Origin of the sequence: Cupriavidus taiwanensis, assembly GCF_900250075.1 — a bacterium.
Taxonomy (GTDB): domain Bacteria; phylum Pseudomonadota; class Gammaproteobacteria; order Burkholderiales; family Burkholderiaceae; genus Cupriavidus; species Cupriavidus taiwanensis_C.
Genome location: NZ_LT977071.1, coordinates 439627 through 461621, shown reverse-complemented (window position 1 = coordinate 461621; position 21995 = coordinate 439627). Strand labels below are relative to the sequence as shown.

At 67.1% G+C, this 21995-nt stretch carries 23 protein-coding genes; 9 read left to right on the top strand and 14 right to left on the bottom strand.

Annotated features, from left to right (window positions below):
• Positions 1 to 19: 19 nt before the first annotated feature.
• Complete coding sequence (gene norR, locus CBM2588_RS18560; RefSeq protein WP_439897452.1) at positions 20 to 1585, bottom strand: nitric oxide reductase transcriptional regulator NorR; 1566 nt, start codon at positions 1583 to 1585, stop codon at positions 20 to 22.
• A gap of 152 nt (positions 1586 to 1737) precedes the next feature.
• Here norR and ytfE point away from each other — a divergent pair, with 152 nt between their 5' ends.
• Positions 1738 to 2460 carry an iron-sulfur cluster repair protein YtfE gene (gene ytfE / locus CBM2588_RS18555; protein WP_115681893.1) on the top strand — a complete coding sequence of 241 codons (723 nt, stop codon included), beginning with the start codon at positions 1738 to 1740 and terminating at the stop codon, positions 2458 to 2460.
• A 34-nt stretch (positions 2461 to 2494) separates the two neighbouring features.
• Positions 2495 to 4783: a nitric-oxide reductase large subunit gene (locus tag CBM2588_RS18550; protein WP_115681892.1), complete on the top strand. Its 2289-nt coding sequence runs from the start codon at positions 2495 to 2497 to the stop codon at positions 4781 to 4783.
• Positions 4784 to 4861: 78 nt separating this feature from the next.
• Here CBM2588_RS18550 and CBM2588_RS18545 read toward each other — a convergent pair whose 3' ends face one another.
• Positions 4862 to 5518: a DsbA family oxidoreductase gene (locus CBM2588_RS18545; protein ID WP_115681891.1), complete on the bottom strand. Its 657-nt coding sequence runs from the start codon at positions 5516 to 5518 to the stop codon at positions 4862 to 4864.
• Positions 5519 to 5709: 191 nt separating this feature from the next.
• Here CBM2588_RS18545 and CBM2588_RS31570 point away from each other — a divergent pair, with 191 nt between their 5' ends.
• A complete protein-coding gene (locus tag CBM2588_RS31570; RefSeq protein WP_368666648.1) occupies positions 5710 to 6288 on the top strand; it encodes a hypothetical protein in 579 nt (192 codons plus the stop codon).
• Positions 6255 to 6635, top strand: coding sequence for a c-type cytochrome (locus CBM2588_RS18535; protein ID WP_115681889.1), 381 nt, complete (start codon positions 6255 to 6257; stop codon positions 6633 to 6635). The genes CBM2588_RS31570 and CBM2588_RS18535 overlap by 34 nt, the downstream gene beginning before the upstream one ends.
• Before the next feature lie 26 nt (positions 6636 to 6661).
• Here CBM2588_RS18535 and soxR read toward each other — a convergent pair whose 3' ends face one another.
• Positions 6662 to 7144: a redox-sensitive transcriptional activator SoxR gene (soxR, locus tag CBM2588_RS18530; protein ID WP_115681888.1), complete on the bottom strand. Its 483-nt coding sequence runs from the start codon at positions 7142 to 7144 to the stop codon at positions 6662 to 6664.
• Positions 7145 to 7320: 176 nt separating this feature from the next.
• Here soxR and CBM2588_RS18525 point away from each other — a divergent pair, with 176 nt between their 5' ends.
• Positions 7321 to 7773 carry a RidA family protein gene (locus tag CBM2588_RS18525; protein ID WP_115683649.1) on the top strand — a complete coding sequence of 151 codons (453 nt, stop codon included), beginning with the start codon at positions 7321 to 7323 and terminating at the stop codon, positions 7771 to 7773.
• Positions 7774 to 7803: 30 nt separating this feature from the next.
• Here CBM2588_RS18525 and CBM2588_RS18520 read toward each other — a convergent pair whose 3' ends face one another.
• Together CBM2588_RS18520 and CBM2588_RS18515 are read right to left on the bottom strand one after the other, a co-directional pair.
• The gene (locus tag CBM2588_RS18520; protein WP_115681887.1) at positions 7804 to 8190 is read right to left on the bottom strand and encodes a nuclear transport factor 2 family protein; all 387 of its coding nucleotides are present in this window, start codon (positions 8188 to 8190) and stop codon (positions 7804 to 7806) included.
• Positions 8191 to 8292: 102 nt separating this feature from the next.
• Positions 8293 to 9198 (bottom strand): LysR family transcriptional regulator, encoded by a 906-nt coding sequence (locus CBM2588_RS18515; RefSeq protein WP_115681886.1) that lies wholly within the window; start codon positions 9196 to 9198, stop codon positions 8293 to 8295.
• 87 nt (positions 9199 to 9285) lie between these two features.
• On the opposite strand from CBM2588_RS18515, the gene CBM2588_RS18510 reads away from it, so the two are divergent.
• Positions 9286 to 10068 carry an NAD(P)H-dependent oxidoreductase gene (locus tag CBM2588_RS18510; protein ID WP_115681885.1) on the top strand — a complete coding sequence of 261 codons (783 nt, stop codon included), beginning with the start codon at positions 9286 to 9288 and terminating at the stop codon, positions 10066 to 10068.
• 6 nt (positions 10069 to 10074) lie between these two features.
• Here the strand turns inward: CBM2588_RS18510 and CBM2588_RS18505 are convergent, their stop codons facing one another.
• Together CBM2588_RS18505 and CBM2588_RS18500 are read right to left on the bottom strand one after the other, a co-directional pair.
• A complete protein-coding gene (locus CBM2588_RS18505) occupies positions 10075 to 11058 on the bottom strand; it encodes a Bug family tripartite tricarboxylate transporter substrate binding protein (RefSeq protein ID WP_115681884.1) in 984 nt (327 codons plus the stop codon).
• A 60-nt stretch (positions 11059 to 11118) separates the two neighbouring features.
• Positions 11119 to 12585, bottom strand: a complete 1467-nt coding sequence (locus CBM2588_RS18500) for an amidase (protein WP_115681883.1) — start codon at positions 12583 to 12585, stop codon at positions 11119 to 11121.
• Between the two features lie 117 nt (positions 12586 to 12702).
• Here CBM2588_RS18500 and CBM2588_RS18495 point away from each other — a divergent pair, with 117 nt between their 5' ends.
• Complete coding sequence (locus CBM2588_RS18495) at positions 12703 to 13620, top strand: LysR substrate-binding domain-containing protein (RefSeq protein ID WP_115681882.1); 918 nt, start codon at positions 12703 to 12705, stop codon at positions 13618 to 13620.
• Here the strand turns inward: CBM2588_RS18495 and xth are convergent.
• From xth to CBM2588_RS18465, 6 genes are all read right to left on the bottom strand, one after another.
• A complete protein-coding gene (xth, locus tag CBM2588_RS18490) occupies positions 13617 to 14429 on the bottom strand; it encodes an exodeoxyribonuclease III (RefSeq protein WP_115681881.1) in 813 nt (270 codons plus the stop codon). The two genes, CBM2588_RS18495 and xth, sit on opposite strands and share 4 nt — an antisense overlap.
• Before the next feature lie 62 nt (positions 14430 to 14491).
• Positions 14492 to 15586, bottom strand: a complete 1095-nt coding sequence (locus CBM2588_RS18485) for a BON domain-containing protein (protein ID WP_115681880.1) — start codon at positions 15584 to 15586, stop codon at positions 14492 to 14494.
• Between the two features lie 295 nt (positions 15587 to 15881).
• Positions 15882 to 16484, bottom strand: coding sequence for an OB-fold protein (locus tag CBM2588_RS18480; protein WP_115681879.1), 603 nt, complete (start codon positions 16482 to 16484; stop codon positions 15882 to 15884).
• A 211-nt stretch (positions 16485 to 16695) separates the two neighbouring features.
• The gene (locus CBM2588_RS18475) at positions 16696 to 17427 is read right to left on the bottom strand and encodes an ABC transporter substrate-binding protein (RefSeq protein WP_115681878.1); all 732 of its coding nucleotides are present in this window, start codon (positions 17425 to 17427) and stop codon (positions 16696 to 16698) included.
• A gap of 21 nt (positions 17428 to 17448) precedes the next feature.
• Entirely contained in the window at positions 17449 to 18492 is a 1044-nt protein-coding gene (locus CBM2588_RS18470; RefSeq protein WP_115681877.1) for an Ldh family oxidoreductase, read from the bottom strand.
• 20 nt (positions 18493 to 18512) lie between these two features.
• Positions 18513 to 19520, bottom strand: coding sequence for a Bug family tripartite tricarboxylate transporter substrate binding protein (locus tag CBM2588_RS18465; protein ID WP_115681876.1), 1008 nt, complete (start codon positions 19518 to 19520; stop codon positions 18513 to 18515).
• Between the two features lie 113 nt (positions 19521 to 19633).
• Here CBM2588_RS18465 and CBM2588_RS18460 point away from each other — a divergent pair, with 113 nt between their 5' ends.
• Positions 19634 to 20533: a LysR family transcriptional regulator gene (locus tag CBM2588_RS18460; protein WP_115681875.1), complete on the top strand. Its 900-nt coding sequence runs from the start codon at positions 19634 to 19636 to the stop codon at positions 20531 to 20533.
• Between the two features lies 1 nt (position 20534).
• On the opposite strand, the gene CBM2588_RS18455 is transcribed toward CBM2588_RS18460, so the two are convergent.
• Positions 20535 to 21437 (bottom strand): LysR family transcriptional regulator, encoded by a 903-nt coding sequence (locus CBM2588_RS18455; protein ID WP_115681874.1) that lies wholly within the window; start codon positions 21435 to 21437, stop codon positions 20535 to 20537.
• 92 nt (positions 21438 to 21529) lie between these two features.
• Here CBM2588_RS18455 and CBM2588_RS18450 point away from each other — a divergent pair, with 92 nt between their 5' ends.
• Entirely contained in the window at positions 21530 to 21970 is a 441-nt protein-coding gene (locus CBM2588_RS18450) for a DoxX family protein (RefSeq protein ID WP_115683648.1), read from the top strand.
• The last annotated feature ends 25 nt before the right edge of the window (positions 21971 to 21995 follow it).

Sequence of the window (21995 nt, the reverse complement as noted above, 5' to 3'; positions counted from 1 at the left end):
CCCCGGAGCCGGACCGGGTTCACTTGCAACCCAGCCGCCTGGCCAGCTTGTGCAGGTTGCTGGCGTCGATGCCGAGCTGGCGCGCCGCCTGCGCCCAGTTGCCGCCGTGGTCGCGCAGGGCCTGCGCGATGCAGGCACGCTGGGTGTGCTCGACGGCGTCGCGCAGGGTGATGCCTGCGGCCGGCGCCGACGCGGCGGGCGGGCTGGCCGCGCCGGTGCCGGCGTGCGTGGCGGTCGGCAACTCCAGGCCGTCGAGGTCGAGCAGTTCCGGCTCCAGCGTCACGATGTCATTGCGGCCCGCGCCGCGGCTGACCGCGCGCAGCGCGGCGCGGCTGATCACGTGTTCCAGCTCGCGCACGTTGCCGGGCCAGCGGTAGTGTCGCAGCGCGTCCTGTGCGCCGCCCGACAGCCGCAGGCTGCGCAGGCCCAGGCGGGCACGGTTCAGCTCGAGAAAGCGCCCCGCCAGCAGCAGCACGTCGTTGCCACGCTCGCGCAGCGGCGGGATCGGGATCGGGTACACCGACAGGCGGTGGTACAGGTCGGCGCGGAACGAGCCGTCGCGCACATGCTCGCGCAGGTTGCGGTTGGTGGCGGCGATCACGCGCACGTTGACGCGGCGCGGGCGGTCCGAGCCCAGCCGCTGGATCTCGCCGTTCTGCAGCGTGCGCAGCAGCTTGGCCTGGATCGCCAGCGGCAGTTCGCCCACCTCGTCGAGAAACAGGGTGCCGCCGTCGGCGGCCTCGAAGCGCCCCGGGCGCTCGCCGGTGGCGCCGGAGAAGGCGCCGCGCGCATGGCCGAACAGCTCGCTTTCGGCCAGCGACTCGGGCAGCGCGGCGCAGTTGACATGCACCAGCGGCTGCGCGCGCCGGCGCGACTGGCGGTGCAGGCGGTGCGCGAACAGCTCCTTGCCCACGCCGGTCTCGCCCAGCAGCAGCACCGGCAGGTCGGTGTCGGCCACCACTTCCAGTTCATGCAGCAAGTTGGCGATGGCCTCGCTCTGGCCGATGATCTCGGCGCCGATGTCGTGCGGGGCCATGCCTTCCTCGGACTCGGGGGTGCCGCGCGCAAGCTGCAGCGCGCGGATCTCGCCCTCGAGCCGGGTGGTGCGGACGGCGGCCTCGACGATCACCGTCAGCCGCTGCAATTCGGCCTGGGCCGCGCCGTCGAAGGTGCCGACCGTCAGCGCATCCAGCGTCAGCACGCCCCACGGCTGGCCGTCCACTTCCAGCCGGGTGCCCATGCAGTCATGCACCGGCAGCGGCTCGCCCACATGCTCGTCGATCAGGCCATCGTACGGGTCCGGCAGCATGCTGTCGTGATGGAAGCAGGTCACGCCGCGGCGCGCCAGGATCGCGGCCAGGCGCGGATGCAGGCCCACCGCAAAGCGCCGGCCCAGCGCGTCGCGCACCAGGCCGTCGACCGCCACCGGGCGCAGGTGGTCTTCCTCCAGCCGCAGCAGCGCCACCGCGCCGCAGCGGAAATGCGTGCGCAACGCGCTGACCAGCCGCTGCAGGCGCACCGCGTGCGGCAGGTCGATGACGAGGTCGGCCAGCAGGTCGGGATACATGACGGTGGCAGGAATCATGGTGGAAAACACCGTAAAGGGTACTTAATACCGTGACAAGTATAAGGTAGTTAATACCCTGTGTTTTCCAAGACCTTGATTCCAGGGGGTTTTTAACTGGCACGCTGCTCGCGTATGTCTTGCGGTCACCACATCCACACGGAGAAACCGCCATGACGTTGCAAGACCATTCGCTGGGCCAGCTGGCCCGCCAGATCCCCGGCGCCACCCGCATTTTCCACGACCACGGTCTGGACTTCTGCTGCGGCGGCAAGCAGAGCCTGCGCGACGCCGCGCAGCAGAAGGGGCTCGATGCCGCTGCCGTGGCCGCCATCGCAGCACAGCTGCAAGCGCTGCAGAACGACGCGGATCCCTCTGCGCAGGACTGGAACAGGGCCGCGCCGCCGGCATTGATCGAGCATATCCTGGTGCGCTTCCACGCCCGCCATCGCGAGCAGTTGCCCGAGCTGATCCGCCTGGCGCGGCGCGTCGAGCAAGTCCACGGCGACCGGCCGGAGTGCCCGCTGGGCCTGGCCGACCACCTGAGCGAGATGCTGGGCGAGCTGGAATCGCACATGCAGAAGGAAGAGCAGGTGCTGTTCCCGATGCTGCTGCGCGGCCTGCATGCCGCCGCGAGCCGCCCGATCGCCGTGATGCGCGCCGAGCACGACGACCACGGCGTGGCCCTGCAGCGGCTGGCCGAGCTGACCGACGACATCACGCTGCCGCGCGCGGCCTGCAATACCTGGCGCGCGCTCTACCTGGGCCTGCGCGCGCTGCGCGAAGACCTGATGGAACACATCCACCTGGAAAACAACGTGCTGTTCGAAACCGCGGCGGCCACCGCTTCCGCCATCCCGCCGGCCAACGGCTGCGGCTGCCCGGCGCACGCCTGAGCCCGCCCGACATCACCCTCAACGACTTCGCATCATGGGTCCCTACCGCAAACTCTGGTTCCTGCTGATCGCCGTGCTGGCGGTCACTTTCTCCCTGCTCGGCTACTACGGCGTCGAGGTGTACCGGCAGGCCCCGCCCATCCCGGCCAAGGTGGTCACGGCCGAGGGCCGCACGCTGTTCAGCGGCGACGACATCCTCGACGGCCAGACCGCATGGCAGTCCGTCGGCGGCATGCAGCTCGGCTCGATCTGGGGCCACGGCGCCTACCAGGCGCCGGACTGGACCGCCGACTGGCTGCACCGCGAACTGACCGCGTGGCTGGAGCTGGCCGCGCGCGACGGCCACGGCCGCTCGTTCGCGCAGCTAGACGCGCCGGCGCAAGCCGCCTTGCGCGAGCAATTGCGCGCCGAGTACCGCGGCAATGCCACCGATGCGGACAGCAACGTGCTGACCGTGTCTAAGCGCCGCGCACAAGCCATCGCCGACACCGCCGCCTACTACGACCAGCTTTTCTCTGACGCGCCGGCGCTGCACACCACGCGCGAGCACTACGCGATGAAGGAGAACACGCTGCCGAGTGCCGAGCGCCGCCAGCAGCTGACGCACTTCTTTTTCTGGACCGCGTGGGCCGCATCGACCGCGCGCCCGGGCCATGAGGCCACCTACACCAACAACTGGCCGCACGAGCCGCTGATCGGCAACCAGCCCACCAGCGAAAACGTGGTGTGGTCGGTGATCAGCGTGGTGGTGCTGCTGGCCGGCGTCGGCTTCCTGGTGTGGGCGTGGGCCTTCCTGCGCGGCCAGGAGGAAACGCCGCCGCAGGCGCCGGCGCGCGACCCGCTGCTGTCGGTGGCGCTGACGCCGTCGCAACGCGCGCTGGGTAAATACCTGTTCCTGGTGGTGGCGTTGTTCGTGTTCCAGGTGTTCCTGGGCGGCTTCACCGCGCACTACACCGTCGAAGGCCAGAAGTTCTACGGCATCGACGTGTCGCAGTGGTTTCCGTACGCGCTGGTGCGCACCTGGCATATCCAGAGCGCGCTGTTCTGGATCGCCACCGGCTTCCTCGCCGCGGGGCTGTTCCTGGCGCCGCTGATCAACGGCGGCAAGGACCCGAAGTTCCAGCGCCTGGGCGTCGATGTCCTGTTCTGGGCGCTGGTGGTCGTGGTGGTGGGCTCGTTCGCCGGCAACTACCTGGCGATCGCGCAGAAGCTGCCGCCGCACCTGAACTTCTGGCTGGGCCACCAGGGCTATGAGTATGTCGACCTGGGCCGGCTGTGGCAGATCGGCAAGTTCGCCGGCATCCTGATCTGGCTGGTGCTGATGATGCGCGGCATCCTGCCGGCGCTGCGCGCGCGCGGCACCGACCGCAACCTGCTGGCGCTGCTGACCTCGTCGGTGGTGGCGATCGGCCTGTTCTATGGCGCGGGCCTGGCCTATGGCGAACGCACCAGCCTGACGGTGATGGAGTACTGGCGCTGGTGGGTGGTGCACCTGTGGGTCGAGGGCTTCTTCGAGGTCTTCGCGACCACGGCGCTGGCCTTCATCTTCTCCACGCTGGGGCTGGTGTCGCGCCCGATGGCCACCGCGGCCAGCCTGGCGTCGGCGTCGCTGTTCATGCTGGGCGGGATTCCCGGGACCTTCCATCACCTGTACTTCGCCGGCACCACCACGCCGGTGATGGCGGTGGGCGCCGCGTTCAGTGCGCTGGAAGTGGTGCCGCTGATCGTGCTGGGCCATGAAGCGTGGGAGAACTGGAGCCTGAAGCGGCGCGCGCCGTGGATGGCCGACCTGAAGTGGCCACTGATGTGCTTTGTCGCGGTGGCGTTCTGGAACATGCTGGGCGCGGGCGTGTTCGGCTTCATGATCAACCCGCCGATCGCGCTGTACTACATCCAGGGCCAGAACACCACGCCAGTCCATGCCCATGCCGCGCTGTTCGGGGTCTATGGCTTCCTGGCGCTCGGTTTCACGCTGCTGGTGCTGCGCTATGTACGGCCGGCTTACCGTCTCAGCCCCACGCTGATGAAGACCGCCTTCTGGGGCCTGAACCTCGGCCTGGTGCTGATGATCGGCACCAGCCTGCTGCCGATCGGCATTATCCAGTTCCTGGCCAGCGTCGAGCATGGCACCTGGTACGCGCGCAGCGAAGCCTTCATGCAGCAGCCCATCCTGCAAACGCTGCGCTGGGTGCGCACCTTCGGCGACGTGGTGTTTATCGTCGGCGCGGTGTCGTTCGCATGGCAGGTGGTGCTGGGGCTGGCCACGCGCAGGCCGCGCGCGGCCGATGCCGTCACCGTGGGGATGAAGCCCGCGGCGCGCTGAACGATTAGTGCGCCGAAAGCAGAGTGGTCCGCCCGGGGTACCGGGCGGGCCACTTGCATTGGCGGGCAAGGCAATAGGCTAGCCTTGCGCCTGCTGCGCTTCCGCTGCAATGTCGCGGATGGCCTGCTCGAAGGCCTCCACCGGCTGGCCGCCGGTCACCAGGTAGCGGTCGTTGAAGATGATCGACGGCACCGACTGGATGCCCATGCGCTGGTATTCCTCGATTTCCGCGCGCACCGCGTCGGCATAGTCGCCGCCCGCCAGCACCTTGTGTGCCGCGGCGGCATCCAGGCCGACGGACTGGGCCGCGTCGACCAGCACGTCATGGTTGCTGGGGTCCTTGCCGTCCGCATGGTAGGCGCGCAGCAGCGCCTGCTTCAGCGGCAGCTGCTTGCCTTCCAGCCCGGCCCAGTGCAGCAGGCGGTGGGCGTCGAAGGTGTTGTAGACATGGGTGCGCGGGCCAAAGGCAAAGCCCACGGCGGCGCCGCGGTCGCGGATCATCGCCTGGGTTTCGGCGATCTGCGCCGGGGTGCGGCCGTACTTGCGGCCGAGATAGTCGACGATGGCTTCGCCCTCGGGGCGCATGCCGGGATTCAGCTCGAACGGATGCACGACGATCTCGGCGTCGACCGCATCGCCCACGCGCTGCAGCGCCAGTTGCAGCGAAGACAGGCCGATGGCACACCAGGGGCAGGCGATGTCGGAGACGAAGTCGATCTTGAGGGGTTGCGGCATGGCTGCTCCTGGGCATGGCCGGGGCGAGTCCATGGCCCCGGCCCGGATTGGAAATTGCCGACAGGGTAGCGTGACTGGCGAATCCTTGCAGGCGGACGCTTCAGCCGGTGGCCGCGCGCCCGCCCGCCGCGTCATGGCGGGGCTCAGTCCCAGCGGCGTCCGTGGCCGCGGCCGTGGTCGTCGTGGTCGCCATGGCGATGCTCCCACTCGCGCCCACGCCATTCGCGGCGGTGGTCGTGGTAGCCGTCGCGGTACCCATCGCGGTAATGGCCGCGGTAGTAGGCACGACGATAGCCGCGGTCATTGTCGTAGCGCACCGGCACCGGCGCCACCACCACCGGCCGCGGCGCGACCACGACCGGGCGCGGTGCGTAGGCCACGGGAGCGGGCGCATACACTGGCGCCGGCGCATAGACCGGAGCCGGATGGTAGACCGGCGCCGGCTGCGCCACCACCACGCCAGGCACGCCGATGCCGATATCGATATTCACACCGGCGTAAGCACCAGCGCTGGCCACCAGCATTGCACCGCCTGCTACCGCCATTGCGATGATTCGTTTCATGGCTGCCTCCCAAGGGGCGTTGGACATGGGCTCACTGTAGGGGCGCGGGCTGTAATATGGGGCGCGCGAAGTGTTGCAAGTGTGACGTGGTGTAACCCCGCGCCTGCGGGGCGCGCGGGCCTTGCCTGTATCATCCCAACCCGTTGTCCAGGCATTTTCCTTCCAAGCTGCTCATGCGCCGTACCGCCGCCACCCTGCTGGCACTGACCGCTTTCACCGCCATTCCCACCGCCGCCATGGCCGCCGCCGATCTCCAGGCCGGCAAGGCGCTGTTTGCCACGCGCTGCGCCTCGTGCCACCACGTCGGGCGCAATGCGCGCGCGGGCTTTGGTCCGCAACTGAACGGAATCTTTGGCCGCACCGCGGGCAGCACGACGGATTTCCAGTATTCGGACGCAATGCGCGCGTCGAAGGTGGTGTGGTCGCATGACACCCTGCGCGCCTTCGTCCGCTCGCCCGGCAAGGTGGTGCCGGGCACGAAGATGCGGTTCTGGGGGCTGGGCGACGATCAGCAGATCACCGATCTGCTGGCGTACCTAGAGACCTTCAAGTAAGCCGGCACGGCCCTGCCCGCCCAGCCTCACTCCGCAAAATGGGGCCCTGGCCCTTCGCCCGCCAGCGCGTCCTGCGGATTGCGTAACGGACACGCCTTCAGCGACAGGCATCCACAGCCGATGCACCCATCCAGCTGGTCGCGCAATTGCGTGAGCGTGCGAATCCGTTCATCGAGGTCATCGCGCCAGCTGGCGGAGAGCTTGCGCCAGTCCGCCGCCGTGGGTGCGCGGCCGTCGGGCAGCTTTTGCATGGCGTCGGAAATTACCGCCAGCGGCAGCCCCATGCGCTGCGCCACGCGGATCACCGCCAGGCGCCGCAGCACGGCGCGCGCATAGCGGCGCTGGTTGCCGCCGCTGCGGGTGCTGGCGATCAGGCCGCGCGCTTCATAGAAGTGCAGGGCGGACACCGCAATGCCGGTGCGCGCCGAGACTTCACCAACGGAGAGCAGTTCTTCAGAGGGCGGGGGGCGGCGCCGGCGCGGGGAGGGGGGCGGTTGCCTGGAGGCCATGGCAAAGGGAAGTCACCGGACGAACGCAGGAATGCCCATGCTACCACCATGGCCGCGCTTGACCTTAACCTAACTTGAGGTTTGATACTGGCGGCTTCTCTGTCCGAGACGCCTTCCACAAGCCGATGACCATGACGATGTTTCCCTTCTCGCCTTCATCCCTGCGCTCGCCCGCCATGCCCGCGTTGCCGGTCACGCCGGCGGTGCCCTTCGCGCGCCCCAATGACTCGCTGAGCCTGCTCAATCCCGACGGCCTGTATGACCCGCGGCCCAACGGCTATTCGCACGTCGCCCTCGTCGAAGGCCCGGCACGCATCATCTATGTGTCGGGGCAGGGCGGCGAGGATGCGGCGGGCTGCCTGCCGCTCGATTTTCCGCGCCAGGTGGCGCGCGCCATGCACAACCTGCGCATTGCGCTGCAGGCAGCGGGCGCCGACGTGGGCGACGTGGCCAAGCTCACGGTGCTGGTGGTGGACCACTCGCACGACCGCCTGCGCACCTTCGGCGCGGCGCTGCGCGAGATGTGGGGCGACCGGCCGACGCCGGCCTGCACGCTGATCCCGGTGCCGCGGCTGGCGCTGGACAACATGCTGTTCGAAATCGAAGCAACGGCGGTGTTGCCGGCCTGAGCCGCGGCAGGCCCGGGATGTAGTCCGGACTCAGCGCGCCGCGGCGCTGAAGGTCTTGTTGACGATCTTCCAGACGCCGTCGATCTCGAGCAGCGTCATGTAGTCGGTAAAGGTCACGCCCGGGTATTCCAGCACCACCTTGGCCACGCCGGCGTTGCCGACCACGTCGAACTGCGTGATGAACCGCTTGCGCTGGGCTTCGTCCGCGGCCGGATGCCCGGGGCAGCGCGCCGTGGCGAATTCCTCGACCGTTAGCGCATGCAGCTTGCCGTCACGGAACGAGACGATCCGTGCGTCGGCGGCGAAAGCCTTGTACATGAATTCGGCCTTGCCGGTGATATGGCCCTGCAGGTAGTCCTCGATCGGCGCGAGCGCGGCCACGTGGCGGGACGTGAGGCCGGTTTCCGAAAACGTCATGATCTCCTCCAAAACTGGGGCGGCAGGGCCTGGCCATGCCGCAACGTTGAAAGCGTCGATTGTATTCCAGGTTTGTATGCAAAATAGCGATAACGACGACGCTTACACCGATGTGGCGATGTGTTCACGCAGCCAGCGGTGCGCCGGATCGCGATGCACGCGCTCGGGCCACAACATCGACATCTCGTAGCCCGGCACATCGACCGGCGGTGCCACCGCGACCAATGCCGGCGCGCCGCGCACCAGCCGCTCCGGCAGCATCGCCACCAGGTCGGTGCCGGCCAGCGCCGCCGTGACGAACAGGAAGTGCGGTACCGACAGCACCACGCGGCGCTGCATCCCGGCCCGGGCCAGCGCGTCGTCGGTGACGCCCTCGAAGCCGCCGCCGTCCGGCGACACGATCACGTGCTCGAGCGCGCAGAACTGCGCCAGCGTGGGCCGCCGCTTCAGCCGCGGATGGCCGGCACGGCCCGCCAGCACATAGCGCTCGGTGAACAGCGCGCGCCGGTGCAGCGCCGGCGGCGAGCCTTCGGTGGTGTGGAAGGCCAGGTCGAGTTCGGCACGCTCGGCCTGTCGGGCGATGCGCGTCGGCACCATCTCCACCACGGCCAGCCGCGCGCCGGGCGCGGACTTGCGCAGCCCCTGCAGCGCCGGCAGCACGATGGTCGATTCGCCATAGTCGGTCGCTGCCACGCGCCAGGTGTGGGTCGACGTGGCGGGATCGAACGGGGTGTCGGCAGAAACTGCCTGCGCCAGGGCGGCCAGCGCTTCGCGCAACGGCTCGCGCAGCGCCTCCGCCCTGGCGGTGGGGCGCATGCCGCGCGGGCCCGGCAACAGCAGCGGATCGCCGAAGTGGTCGCGCAACCGGGCCAGGTGGACGCTGACCGAAGGCTGAGAAAGATGCAGCCGCTGCGCCGCGCGGGTCACGTTGTGCTCGGACAACAGCACGTCGAGGGTCAGCAGCAGGTTCAGGTCGAGCCGCCTCAGACTGGCCTCGGAATTAGTCATGGCAATACCTGGAATATCGGATATTCATTTCTAATATACCGGACCAGCGCCTATGCTGGCTTCACCAAAACTTGTGAAGCCACCGACATGAAGGTACTGCTGGTCTATGCCCACCCCGAACCGCGCTCGCTCAACGGCGCCATCCGCGACTTTTCGGTGCAGCGCTTGCGCGACGCCGGCCACGAAGTCCAGGTCTCGGACCTGTACGCGATGCAATGGAAGCCGCAGCTCGACGCCTCGGATTCAAAGGTTCCCACGCCCGACGCGCCGTTCCACCCGTCGCTGGATTCGAAGCACGCCTTCGACAACGGGCTGCAGAGCGATGACATCGCGCGCGAGCAGGACAAGCTGCGCTGGGCCGACGCCGTGATCCTGCAGTTCCCGCTGTGGTGGTTCTCGATGCCGGCCATCCTGAAGGGCTGGGTCGAGCGCGTCTATGCCTATGGCTTTGCCTACGGCGTCGGCGAGCACTCGGACCAGCGCTGGGGCGACCGCTATGGCGAAGGCACGCTCGCCGGCAAGCGCGCGATGCTGATCGTCACCGCCGGCGGCTGGGAGTCGCACTACAGCGCACGCGGCATCAACGGCCCGATCGACGACATCCTGTTCCCGATCCACCACGGCATCCTGTATTACCCCGGGTTCGATGTGCTGCCGCCTTACGTGGTTTATCGGACCGGCAAGGTCGATGCGGCGCGCTTTGCACGGATTCGCGAGGAACTGGGCGAGCGGCTGGATGCGCTGGGAACGACCGCGCCGATTCCGTTCCGGCGCCAGAATGGCGGGGACTACCTGATCCCGCAGCTCACGCTGCGCCAAGAGGTGGCGCCGCAAGCCATGGGGTTCGCGGCGCATGTCGATGGCGCGTGAGGCAGCTCATTCCGCCCGAATATCCGCCCGCGCCGCCACCGCCCGCATCTCCGGCAATTCCTTCTCCACCCGCGCCTTCACCGCCGCCCCATTGCCATAAGCCGGCGTCAGCGCCAGCTCGACCATGCGCGCTTTCGTGGCCGGGGAATTGGCGACGTCGGCCAGTGCCTTTTCCAGCTTCTGCTGCACCGGCGCGGGCAGGCCCGCGGGCGCCAGCAGCGCGAACCACGTGCCCATCTGGAAGCCCGGATAACCGCTTTCGGCTACCGTCGGCACCTGCGGCAGCGCCGGCAGGCGTTGCGGCGACAGCACCGCCACCGGCCGGATCTTGCCGCCCTTGATCAGCGGCAGGGTCGCCACCACGGTATCGACGGCCACCGGCACCTGGCCGCCGGCCAGCGCGGTCAGGCTTGGCGCGCTGCCGTTGAACGGCACGTGGACCATGCGGATGCCGGTGGCGGCTTTGAGCATCTCCGCGCCGAAATGCACCGACGAGCCGGCGCCGAACGAGCCGTAGGAGAACTTGTCCGGGTTGGCCTTGGCCTGTGTCACCAGGTCCTTGAGCGAGGCGATCCGCGTGTCGGGGTTGGCGACCAGTACCAGGCTCATGTCGGCGATCAGGCCGAGCGGGGTGAAGCTCTTGATCGGGTCGTAGCCCAGGTTCTGGCGGATCGCCGGGTTCAGCGTCAACGTGGTGCTGGCCGCCAGCAGCAGCGTGTAGCCGTCGGGCGCGGCCTTGGCCACCTGGGTGGCGCCGACCACGGTGCTGGCGCCGGGCTTGTTCTCGACCACCACCGGCTGGCCGAGCTTTTCGCCAAGGCCGACCGCCAGCAGGCGGCCCAGCACGTCGGTGGCGCCGCCGGCGGCGAACGGCACCACCAGCCGCAGCGGGCGCTCCGGCCACGTTTGCGCGTGGGCGGCGGGCGCGGCGGACAGCGTCGCCAGGGCGGTGGCGCAGGCGAGAAACAGCTTCGGGGGCATTGCAGTCATCGTGGCACTCCAGCGGCAGTTATGAGAATGGGGGCAAGCGGAATCGACGGGCAGCGGGGCTCAGCCCAGCCAGGGGCTGCGCACGCGCGAGAAGCCGCCGGCCTGGTCGTAGGCGTGGCCCAGTTGCAGCACCGCGGCGTCGGCCTGCGCCGGGCCGATGATCTGGATGCCGGCGGGCAGCCCCTGCGGGCCGAAGCCGGCGGGCGCGGCCAGCGCCGGCAGCCCGGCCATGGTGGCCGGCACCACCGCCTGCATCCAGCGGTGGTAGGTGTCCATGTCGCGGCCGTCGATGGCGTGCGGCCAGTCCCAGTTGGCATCGAACGGGAATACCTGCGCGGCCGGCAGCACCAGGTAGTCGAAGCGCTCGAACAGCGCGCGCAGCGCCTGGTACCACGCGCTGCGTTCGGCCATGGCCTCGTACAGGCGCGTGCCGGGCAGCGCCAGCCCGCGTTCGATTTCCCAGACCGCCTCGGGCTTTAGCTGTGCGCGCTTGGCGGGGTCGCGGTACAGGGCCGCGTTGGCGCCAGCAACCGAGAAGCTGCGCAAATCGATCCATGCGCGCCACAGGCGTTCCAGGTCGAAGTCGGGCAGCGCCGCGTCGACGACGCAACCGAGCGCACGCAGGTCGGAGAGGGCCTGCTCGCAGGTGTCGAGCAGGCCCGCTTCGGTGGGCAGGTGCCCGCCGAGGTCGCCGAGCCAGCCGATGCGCACGCCGGTCCAGTCGCGCTCGGGCGGCAGCGCGAAGCTGCCGGGCGCCTCGGTGCGGCGCGTCAGCGGCAGGCGGGCATCGAAGCCGGCCTGCACCGACAGCAGCAAGGCCAGGTCCGGCACGTTGCGGGCCATCGGTCCGGCCACGCTGAACTGCTGGAAGAACACTTCGTCGCCCGGGCCGTGCGGCACGCAGCCGACCGAGGTGCGCAGCCCATAGACATGGTTGAACGCCGCGGGCGTGCGCAGCGACCCCATCATGTCCGAGCCGTCGGCGACCGGCAGCATGCGCAGTGCCACCGCCACTGCGGCGCCGCCACTGCTGCCGCCGGCGGAGCGGGTGGGGTCGAAGGCATTCCGGGTGGTGCCGTAGACCGGATTGTAGGTATGGCCGCCGAGGCCGAATTCCGGTGAGTTGGTGCGCCCGACAAAGATCGCGCCACCGGCACGCATGCGCTCGAAGATCACGGCATCGGCGTCGCTGACCTGGCCGGCGAAGATCGGCGAGCCCTTGGTGGTGACCATGCCCGCGGCCGGGCTGATGTCCTTGGGCGCCTGCGGGAACCCGTGCAGCGGACCGCGGCTGGCGCCGCGCGCCAGCTCGTCGTCCAGCGCGCGCGCCTGCCGGCGCAGCGTATCGCGGTCCACCGCGGCGACGATGGCGTTGACGCGGGGATTGTGGCGGTCGATCTGGCCGAGGAAGGCATCGAGCACTTCCACGCAGGAGACGTCCCGCGCATGGATGGCGCGCGACAGCGCGACGGCATCGAGGTCGGTGATCGGGTCGGTCGAGGTAGAGGGGGTCTGGGCAGGCGCCATGGCGCAGGGTCTCCGGTGGTGGGTGGGAAAAGCATACGGGCGACCCGTGCTTTCCCACAATCGCCGATTTTTTCAAATATCCTTGCGTAAAACGCAAACCGGCCGGAGCCCGCCCCCATGTTGTCGCATCGCCTGCAGGACACCTCGCTGCGCTATTTCCTGGAAGTGGTGCGCAGCGGCTCGCTGACCGAGGCGGCGCAGCGGCTCAACGTGACCGTGTCGGCCGTAAGCCGGCAGGTCGCCGCGCTCGAGGCCCTGCTCGGCGTGCCGCTGTTCGATCGCCGCCCGCGCGGCATGGTGGCCAGCGCCGCCGGCGAACTGCTGGCGGCCTACGCGCTGCGCGGCGCGCTGGAGGCCGACCGCGTGGTGTCCGAGATCGCCGCGCTGCAGGGCCTGCGCCGCGGCCGGGTGCGCGTGGCCAGTTCCGCCGGGTTTGCGATCGACTTCCTGCCGCGCATCATCGCCGAGTTCCGCCAGCGTTATCCGGGCCTGCAGTTCCACGTGCGCGTGGCGCCTCCCGCCGATGTCACGGGCATCGTGCTGCACGGCGACGCGGATATCGGCATCACGTACAGCCGCGCCGCCGAGCAGGGCATCCGCATCGCGCACCGGCAGGCCGCGCCGGTGATCGCCATCATGCGTCCCGATCACCCGCTGGCGCGCTTTCGCAGTGTCACGCTGGCGCAGATGCAGCCGTACCCGCTGGCGCTGCCCGAAGGCGACAACACCGTGCGCCAGCTGTTTGACCTGGCCTGCGGCGAGCGCGGCATAGTGTTCGAGCCGGTGCTGGTGACCAACCACTTCGAGACTCTGACCAGCTTCGTGCTGCACGGCGGCGGCCTGTCAATCTCGGGCAGCGTGACGGTGGGCGACCGCTTGCGCCGCGGCGAGCTGCATGCCGCGTCCATCCGCGAACGCGGCATGCGCAGCCGGGCGATCGAACTGCAGACGCTGGCGGGCCGCACGCTGCCCGAGGGCGTGCGCGCCTTCCTGGGCTTTATCCGCGACAAGCTGGTGGCCGAGGCCGCGGGCTAGCCCGCGCGCTTGCGCCGCGCCGCCGGGCCCAGCACCACCCACGCCGGCGCATGGTCGCTGGGGTGGTCTTCGCCGCGCACCCAGCGGTCGACGCCGGCGTCGCGCAGCCGCGGCGCCAGTTCGGCGCTCAGCAGCAGGTGGTCGATGCGCAGGCCGGAATTGGTCTGCCAGTGCCGGCGGAAGTAATCCCAGAAGGTGTAGATCGGCGCGTCGGGATGGTGCTGGCGCAGCGCATCGGTCCAGCCCTGCGCCAGCAGGCGTGCGTAGGCATCGCGGCTTTCCGGCTGCAGCAGGGCATCCTTGCGCCAGGAACGCGGGTTGTAGATGTCCTGGTCGGTCGGCACCACGTTGTAGTCACCGGCCAGCACCACCGGGTGGCCGCTGTCGAAGAGTTCCTGCGCATGCGCGATCAGCCGTTCGAACCAGGCGAGCTTGTAGTCGAACTTCGGCCCCGGCTGCGGGTTGCCGTTCGGCAGGTAAAGGCAGCCGATCAGCATGCCTGCGACCGCCGCCTCGAGGTAGCGGCTGTGGCTGTCGTCGGGGTCGCCGGGCAGGCCGCGGCGCACTTCGACCGGCTCCGCGCCGCGCGCCAGGATGGCGACGCCGTTCCAGGACTTCTGGCCGTGCCAGATCGCGCCATAGCCGGCGTCGCGGATCTCGCGCGCCGGAAAGCTCTCGTCGGCGGTCTTCAGTTCCTGCAGGCATACGATGTCCGGCGCTTCGCGCGCGAGCCAGTCGCACAGCGCCCCCACCCGGCTGCGGATGCCGTTGATGTTGAAAGTGGCGATCTTCAGCGTGGACGCGGGCATGCGGGATGGGCGATGACGGGATGCAAGAAAAAGCCGGCGGAAGGCTCCGCCGGCTGCTCGCCTTATGCGCGCCAGGTGCTGCCGCTCGGACTGGTGGTGCTGCCGCCGGTGGTGGTGCTGCCGGTGGTGCCGGCCGCACTACCGGCGCTGCTCGTGCTGGCCGCGCCGGCTGCGCTGGTCGCGCTCCTGGCGCCGCCGGACGACTCGCCCGGGCGGTCGCTGTCGCGGCGCACGCGGATATCGTTATTGACTTCCTTGACACCGTAGGTGCCGTCGGCCATGTCCTCGATGTAGTACTTCTGGCCGCGGTCACGCACGGTGCCGGTCAGCGACACCACGCCGTCGTTGACATCGACGCTGACATCGCTGACGTCGACGCCGCGCGCGTAGCTGAGCCGCTCGCAGATCTGGTCGCGGATGCGCTCGTCGCTGCGCTGGTAGCCGCGCGGGCCGGCGCGGCGTTCGCGCTCGTCGGGCGTGCCGAACAAGTCGCCCACCACTTCGCCGATGCGGCGGCCCAGGTTATAGAGCACGCCGTGCTCGCGGTCGTCGTCGCGATCGTCGTCCCGGTCTTCATCGGTCTCCCAGCCGCGCCGCTGTGCGTACTGGCGATAGCCCGGACTGTGGCTTTGCACCGTGTAGCGGTGTTCTTCCTCTTCGTCGTCGTCCGGGTCGGTCCAGTAGCGGCGGTCGCTGCGCAGATCGCTGAAGTAGCGCTCGCGGCCCTCGTCGCGTGACGATCCGCGGCCCTCATAGCGCTCGCGCGCCTGATAACGCTCGCGCGGCTCGCGGGCGCGTTCGGCGCTTTGGCGCCACTGCTGTTCCGCGTATTCGTCGTCGCGTTCCCAGGCCTGCGGGTCGCGCCATTCGCCGGCACGTTCCCAGCCGTAGCCGCCGTTCAGGCCGTAGCGCAGGTCGCTGCCGTAGCGCCCCTCGCGGGGATAGTCGGGGTAGCGGCTGGCGCCGTACTGCTCATTGAATTCCCGGGCCGGGCGGGCGGGGCCGCCGTAGCTGGTCTGGCCCGGAGTCATTTGCTGGCGTCGGCGCTGCGCTTGCCAGCGGTCGCGTTCCGATTCCGGCTGCCAGTCATCGTCGTCCCATGCCTGGCGGCGCTCGCGCTGGTCGCGCGCTTCACGCTCATCGTAGTAGTAGCCCATGCTGATTTCCTGACAAGTAAAACGCCATGTGCAGAAACCGGCGCAAAATCGCACCGGCTCCGCGGGCGGATACCAGCAAGGGGCAAGATTCGTACCGTGCGGCCGAATGGCCTCGGAGCCCCGGCAGACGGGAAGCGGGCAGACGGGTGTCCGTGCAAGGGTTTCAGAGCGTGTAAGGGATGCAGCCTTGACGGCGGCGTATGACGTGGCCCGCACGCAGCGGAGCGGGCACAGGGGGCATGGAGCGCGGCGGCCGGTTCATGCCGGCCGCCGGCGCGCGTCCCCGCGGGGCTGCTTACTTCTTGCTGGTCTTGGTCGATTTCGCCTTGGTGCCGGTGGCGGCCTTCGACGGGGCCGCCGTGCTGGTGGCTGCCGTGCTTGCCGGCGCCGCTTCGATCTTCGACTTGGCGAAGGCGAAATAGCATTCCTTGTTGCTGCTGTTGTACGACTCGGAATCGCTGGTCGCCAGCACGCCGGTCACGTTGATCTTGTCCCCGGTCTGCAGGTTGCTGATCTTCTTCTGGTTGACCAGCATCGCATCGCGCATCAGCGCCTTGCCGGTGCACTGCGGATTGACCGAATCCTTGAAGTAGACCGCGATGGTGTCGTTCGTGATGCTCAGGCCGTCGACCTTGGTGATGCGCGAGACCGTGCCCGACACCAGGATCGCCTGCGCGTCCCACTTCTTCTTCGCCGTGATTTCGTTCTTCTTCCAGTCGGCCCAGATGTCGCCCAGCGAAGCCGGCTTGGGGTCGGCCAGCATGCGGAAGTCGCCGCTGAGCACGTCGCCGGTGCCGTCGAGCACGCCGTTGATGGAGGACATTGCGCCATCCATCGATTCACAACCGGCCAGCAACCCGGCCAGGACCAGCCCTGCCATCAGTTTTCCCGTCTGCATTTTGCTTCTTCTCCAGGTCCGCCAGCTCTATCGGCTGACGCCGGGGCATTGTATGCGTACATCTTGCAAAATCCAACAGAACTGCCAAAAGCGCCGCAACGGTCGAGAAAATGAGGCCGGCATCCCCCGAACGGGTCTGGAATGCTACGGCCCGAACGGCAGCACCAGCAGCTCGTTGCGCAGCACGGCGTTGGCGCGTTCGCACCCCCCGCTATGATTTCGCGGGTGCGACCGACGCGCCCTCGATGCCGTGACGCCTGAGAGCGTCCGCAACGAAGCCGGAGGCCTTCATCTCCTCGACGAACCGCCGTACCCATTCCACAGCTTCAGCGCTGCGGGCTTTGGGGAGGCCCATTGCCTGCTGTATGACCATAAACCGGCCCGGCAGCAACCTCAGGCCCGCAGTGCGCCTGGCATCTCCTTCCAATTGCTGTCGCACCCCTGCAGCGACGTCCGCATTTTCTTCCAGGAATGTTTGCACCACGGATGGAGACGTTGGGGCGCGCACGATCTGTGCATGTTGCAGCGTACGAGTGAGATAAAGGTCGTAGGCGCTCCCTTTCCCTACGACGACGCGGCGTCCGGCAAGGTCAACTTCATCGTTGGCCTGGACGGGGGATTCATTCTTCACCAGGTATGCGCCCTCGATCAGCACGTAAGGTTCAGAGAAGGCGATGCCGGCCCCCCGGACTGGGTCGACCGCAAAGAACCCGAAGTCAGCCTGCTCAGCCGTGACGGCATCGACCGACTTTCCCGCGGAATCGAACACGACAAGCTCAAGCGGCAGGCCAAGGCGATGGGCAAACTCGCCGGCCAGGTCTACTGAAACGCCGAATGGATTTCCCTCGGCATCGAGGTTTGCGAGGATAGGATTGCCTACATTAATGGAGGCGCGAAGGATTCCCGTCGGCGCAAGCTCGAGCCGTGCATGGTCATTTGTCATGGTGCTTCCGAGTGTGCAATCTCAGTTGGTCTTCGCGTTCGCATGTCGATCCAGTAGTGCTTTCACTGCCGGGTCCATGGCGATGCCCGCTTCGCGCTGACGCGCCAGCTTGTCCAGTTCGATCTCTCCGGGAACAATGACAGGCTTGCCAGGCTCGGCCGGTGCGCTACCGTGGAGGATGGCGGCAAAGTCTTTCATGCGGGCAGCCAGCCATTGCGCCGATCCCAGCCGCCTGGTATCGACCAGGATAAAGAAATGGCCAAGGTTCTGGGGTTCGTCAGGTGCATCGACCCAGGACTTGACGTGCGTCAGGTACGCCGCATCCGAGAGCAATCCAGCGAAGAGATCGACCATCAGTGCCAGCCCATAGCCCTTGTGCCCGCCAATCGGCAGCAGGAAGCCATCGAGGGCGGCTTTGGGATCGGTGGTTCTTCGTCCTTGCGCGTCGGTGGCCCACGAATCCGGAATGGATTGTCCTGCCTTGAGTGCATTGCGAATCTTGGCGCGCGCGGCCACGCTCATTGCCATGTCCAGCAGGAAGTGGCGGCCGTCATGCCCCGGTACGCCGAAGCCCAGTGGGCTGTTGCCCAGGCGTGCATCGCTTCCGCCCCATGGCGCGATGGTCGTCGTGGCATTGCTGCCAATCATGCTGGCGAACCCTGCTTCCGCCGCAATGTAGCTGTACGGCGAAACCGGCCCGAAATGATTGCTGCCCCGGACGAAGGCCATGCCGATGCCGAATTCTCCGGCGACTTCCATGGCGGCGCGCAGCGCCTTCATGCCAGCGAGCGGACCGACCGCGTTGCCGCCATCGACCTTTACCAGCGCCGGCGCGGCGCGTTCGACGGTAATGGTGGGGCGTGCCGAGATACCGCCGGACTGGAGTCGTTCGCCGTAGGATTCGATGCGAGACAGTCCATGGGTGCTGAGCCCGAAGAGGTCTGCCAGTACGAGGATGTCAACGACATCGCTGGCGTCATGTTCGGCCAGGCCGAGGCCCTGGAACGCGCGTGTTCCTAGCTGACGGAGTTCGGCTTCGGATACCGTGATTCGATCTTGTTGCATGCTGGATATTCTCTGAAGATTTAGTTGGCCTGGATTCCCGCGCTGCGCACGACGGTGCCCCAGCGTTGTTGCTCGGTACGAATGAATGACGTGAATTCGGCGCTGCCCGCACCGACAGGCGTGCTTGCGTCCTCTGCAAGTCGCTGTCGCACCAGTGGGCTGGCCAGGGCCTTTACTGCCTCGGCATGCAGACGACTGACAACCGGCGTGGGCGTGCGCGCAGGCGCCATCAGCCCAAACCACTGAGAGCTTTCGAATCCGGGATAGCCTTCCTCGGCAATGGTGGGAACGTTGGGAATCGGCGTGAGGCGTTTTGACGATCCAACCGCGAGGATGCGCAGCTTGCCTGCCCTGGCGTGTTGCAGAATCCCTGCCAGGCCCGCCGATGCGGCATCAATGTTTCCGGCCAGCAAGTCGGTAATCTGGGCGCCGGTGCCCTTGTAAGGCACGTGCACGAGATCGATATGCGCGACCTGCTTGAGCATCTCGAAGGCAACGTTGCCAGCGCTCCCGTTGCCCGCCGATCCGTATGTCATGGCGCCAGGCTTCGCCTTGGCATGGGCGATGAATGCCTTGATGGAATCGCTGTGGACGGTAGGCCCGACCGCGAACACCATCGGCACTTTCGCGAGCAATGTCACCGGCGTGAAGTCCTTCAGAGGATCGTAGGGAAGCTTGCGCATCATGGCGGGATTGACGGCAAGCGTGCCAACGTGACCAAGAACCAGTGTGTATCCGTCAGGCGCGGCGCGCGCGGTTTCCTGCATGGCGATGACACCCTGGCCACCGCCCTTGTTGTCCACGACGATCTGTTGGCCGAGACCCTTCGACATTTCTGCCGCGATCGCGCGGGCAATGGCGTCCGAGCTGCCGCCGGGCCCGTACGGGACGATCAGCCGGATCGGCCTGACGGGTGTCCAGGTCTGCGCATGTGCGGGGATCAGTAAAGCGGCTAGCGGGATCGCGAGGGCGGCAAGGGCGGCACGGCGCGTCATGCGCCGTACCGGCTCTCGTACTTTGTTGGGCATTGTGTCTCCTGCTTGGTCATGACAGCGTCTTGCTCTGTCCGTGCCGCAGATAATCACGCTTGCTGGATTCCGGTGTAAAGTGCAAATATCACAAGGATTCTTGCGTTAGGCACATGAATTTCGATCTGGCGGACTTGCGGGCGTTTCTGGCCGTAGCCGATCTGGGCAGCTTCAAGGCAGCATCCGATGCGATGTTCTTGTCGCAGTCGGCACTGTCGCGTCGTATCGACAAACTGGAAGACGCGCTTGGCGTTGCGCTGTTCACGCGGACCACCCGCAAGGTCGAATTGACTACCCTGGGCCGCATGTTTGTGCACAAGGCGCGAAACGTCATCAACGAGCTTGAAGAGGCCATGCTCGGCATCCAGACCGTTGCCGAGCGGCTGTCGGGCGAGGTGACGCTTGCTTGCGTACCGTCTGCGGTAGGCCATTTCTTACCCTCGGTCGTGGGGCCGTATCACGAGCGCTACCCGGGGATAAGACTCCGCATCATTGACGAGTCTTCGGGCGATGTCCTCCTCGCAGTCGCGCGCGGCGATGCGGATTTCGGTCTGACCTATATCGGGACGCAGGAGCCAGACATCGAATTCTGCCCTTTGATTGAAGAGGCGTTTGTTGTCGCCTGTCGCAAAGGGCATCCGCTAGCTACGCGAAAAAGCGTCAAATGGAAAGACCTTGGAGGTCTTGACTACATTACGCTCGCGCAAGGCAGCGGCAATCGCTTCCTGATTGACCAGGCCCTTGCGCGGCTGCAGGCAAGACCGCGTTGGTACTGCGAGGTAAATCATGTTCCCGCCCTGGTAAGCCTGGTCCAGGCCGGCCTGGGAATCGGTGTTGTGCCTCGAATGGCCTTGCCGCCGAAGTCCGGCAGTGGCCTGCTTGCGATCCCGCTGACTGACCCACCCATCACTCGAACGTTGGGATTGATCTCGCGTCGAGGACGCCCGTTGGCGCCGGCCGCGCAGATTCTCTTTGACATGCTGATCCGAAGAGGAACAGCAAAACTCCAATAAGCTAACGGGTGCCGCCTGAATCTCGGAGCCGCTTGAGAAACCAGCGGCCCGCAGGGCCGGGCGGTGTGTCTTTCCGAAAAATGGCGAACATGGCGATTGGGGGCGTATGGGGTTGGAACGCTTCAAGCCGCAAGGGCACAAGCTTCCCGGCGTCCAAGTCATCCTGGACCATCGCCACCGGCATATGGCCCCATCCAAAGCCAGCGCGCAAGAATGCGTGCTTGGCGCCCAGATCAGCAAGGCGCCATATCTGCGGCGAGAAGACACCGAAGGTCTTGCCTTCCGTGAGGGTGGTGCGGTCGGTCAGGACCAATTGGACGTGCTCCTTCAGGTCCGCGGCGCGGATAATTTTTCTTGCTGACGCCAAAGGATGTGACGGTGCTGCGACCGTAATCATCGGCACATCCAGCAATTTTTCGGAATCCAGAATCTCCGGGACCGATGGCATCGAGCCGCTAATGCCTAGTCGACACGCCTGCGCCAGGACAGGCTGCATGACGGCGCCAAGGGCCTCGACGTAAAGGCGCAATGGCGTGTGCGGAAACTCGTTTCGGAACGCGCCGACAGCATCGGTCAACGAAGCCATCGGGTACATCACGTCCACCACCACGGACAATTCGGGTTCGAGCCCATCGGATATCGCGCGCGCCTTGGCCTTGAACCCGTCCATGCCAGCGACCACCATTCGCGCCTGAGCGAGCAAGGCCGACCCTTCGTCTGTAAGCCTGGGAAAACGCCCGGCGCGATCGAAAAGCTGCACCCCGATCTGGCCCTCGAGATTGGCCAGAGTATGGCTGACTACGGACTGTGCCCGCCGTAGTTTCCGCCCCGCGGCGGAAAAACTGCCTTCGTCGGCGGCGGCGATGAAGGTGCGCAACTGGTCCAGCGAAACAGCATCGAGCATGTATCTATGGAGTAGATGGATCGCATCTATAAATATAGGCTTCCTAGATGGGTGTCAAGACCCTAATCTTCGGTCATCCGCTCTCTCAAAGGATGATCACCATGAACTCGAACTCGCAAGTCTCGCTGGACGCAAACTCGGCAATCGCTGTGGCCGGGCGCACTCTCCTCGCAACCATTTTCATCATCAGCGGCGTCGGTAAGCTGCTCGCCCCCGGTGCGACCATGGCGTATATCGGATCGCTGGGTCTCCCCGCTCCAGCGCTCGGACTGATCGGCGCATTGGTGCTTGAGCTGGCGGGCGCCGCGCTCCTGGTAGCTGGATACAAGACGCGCCTGATCGCTCTTTTGCTGGCTGGCTGCGCAATCGTGACCGCGCTCATCTTTCACCACGCCCTCGCCGATCAGAACCAGATGTTTCATTTTCTGAAGAACCTGGCTATGGCTGGCGGCCTGTTGCAGGTGGTCGCATTTGGCCCGGGTGCCCTCAGCCTTGACAACCGCCGTGTGCCTGCCGGTCGTGTGTCGGTTTGACCATTGCGTTCCCGGAGACAACATC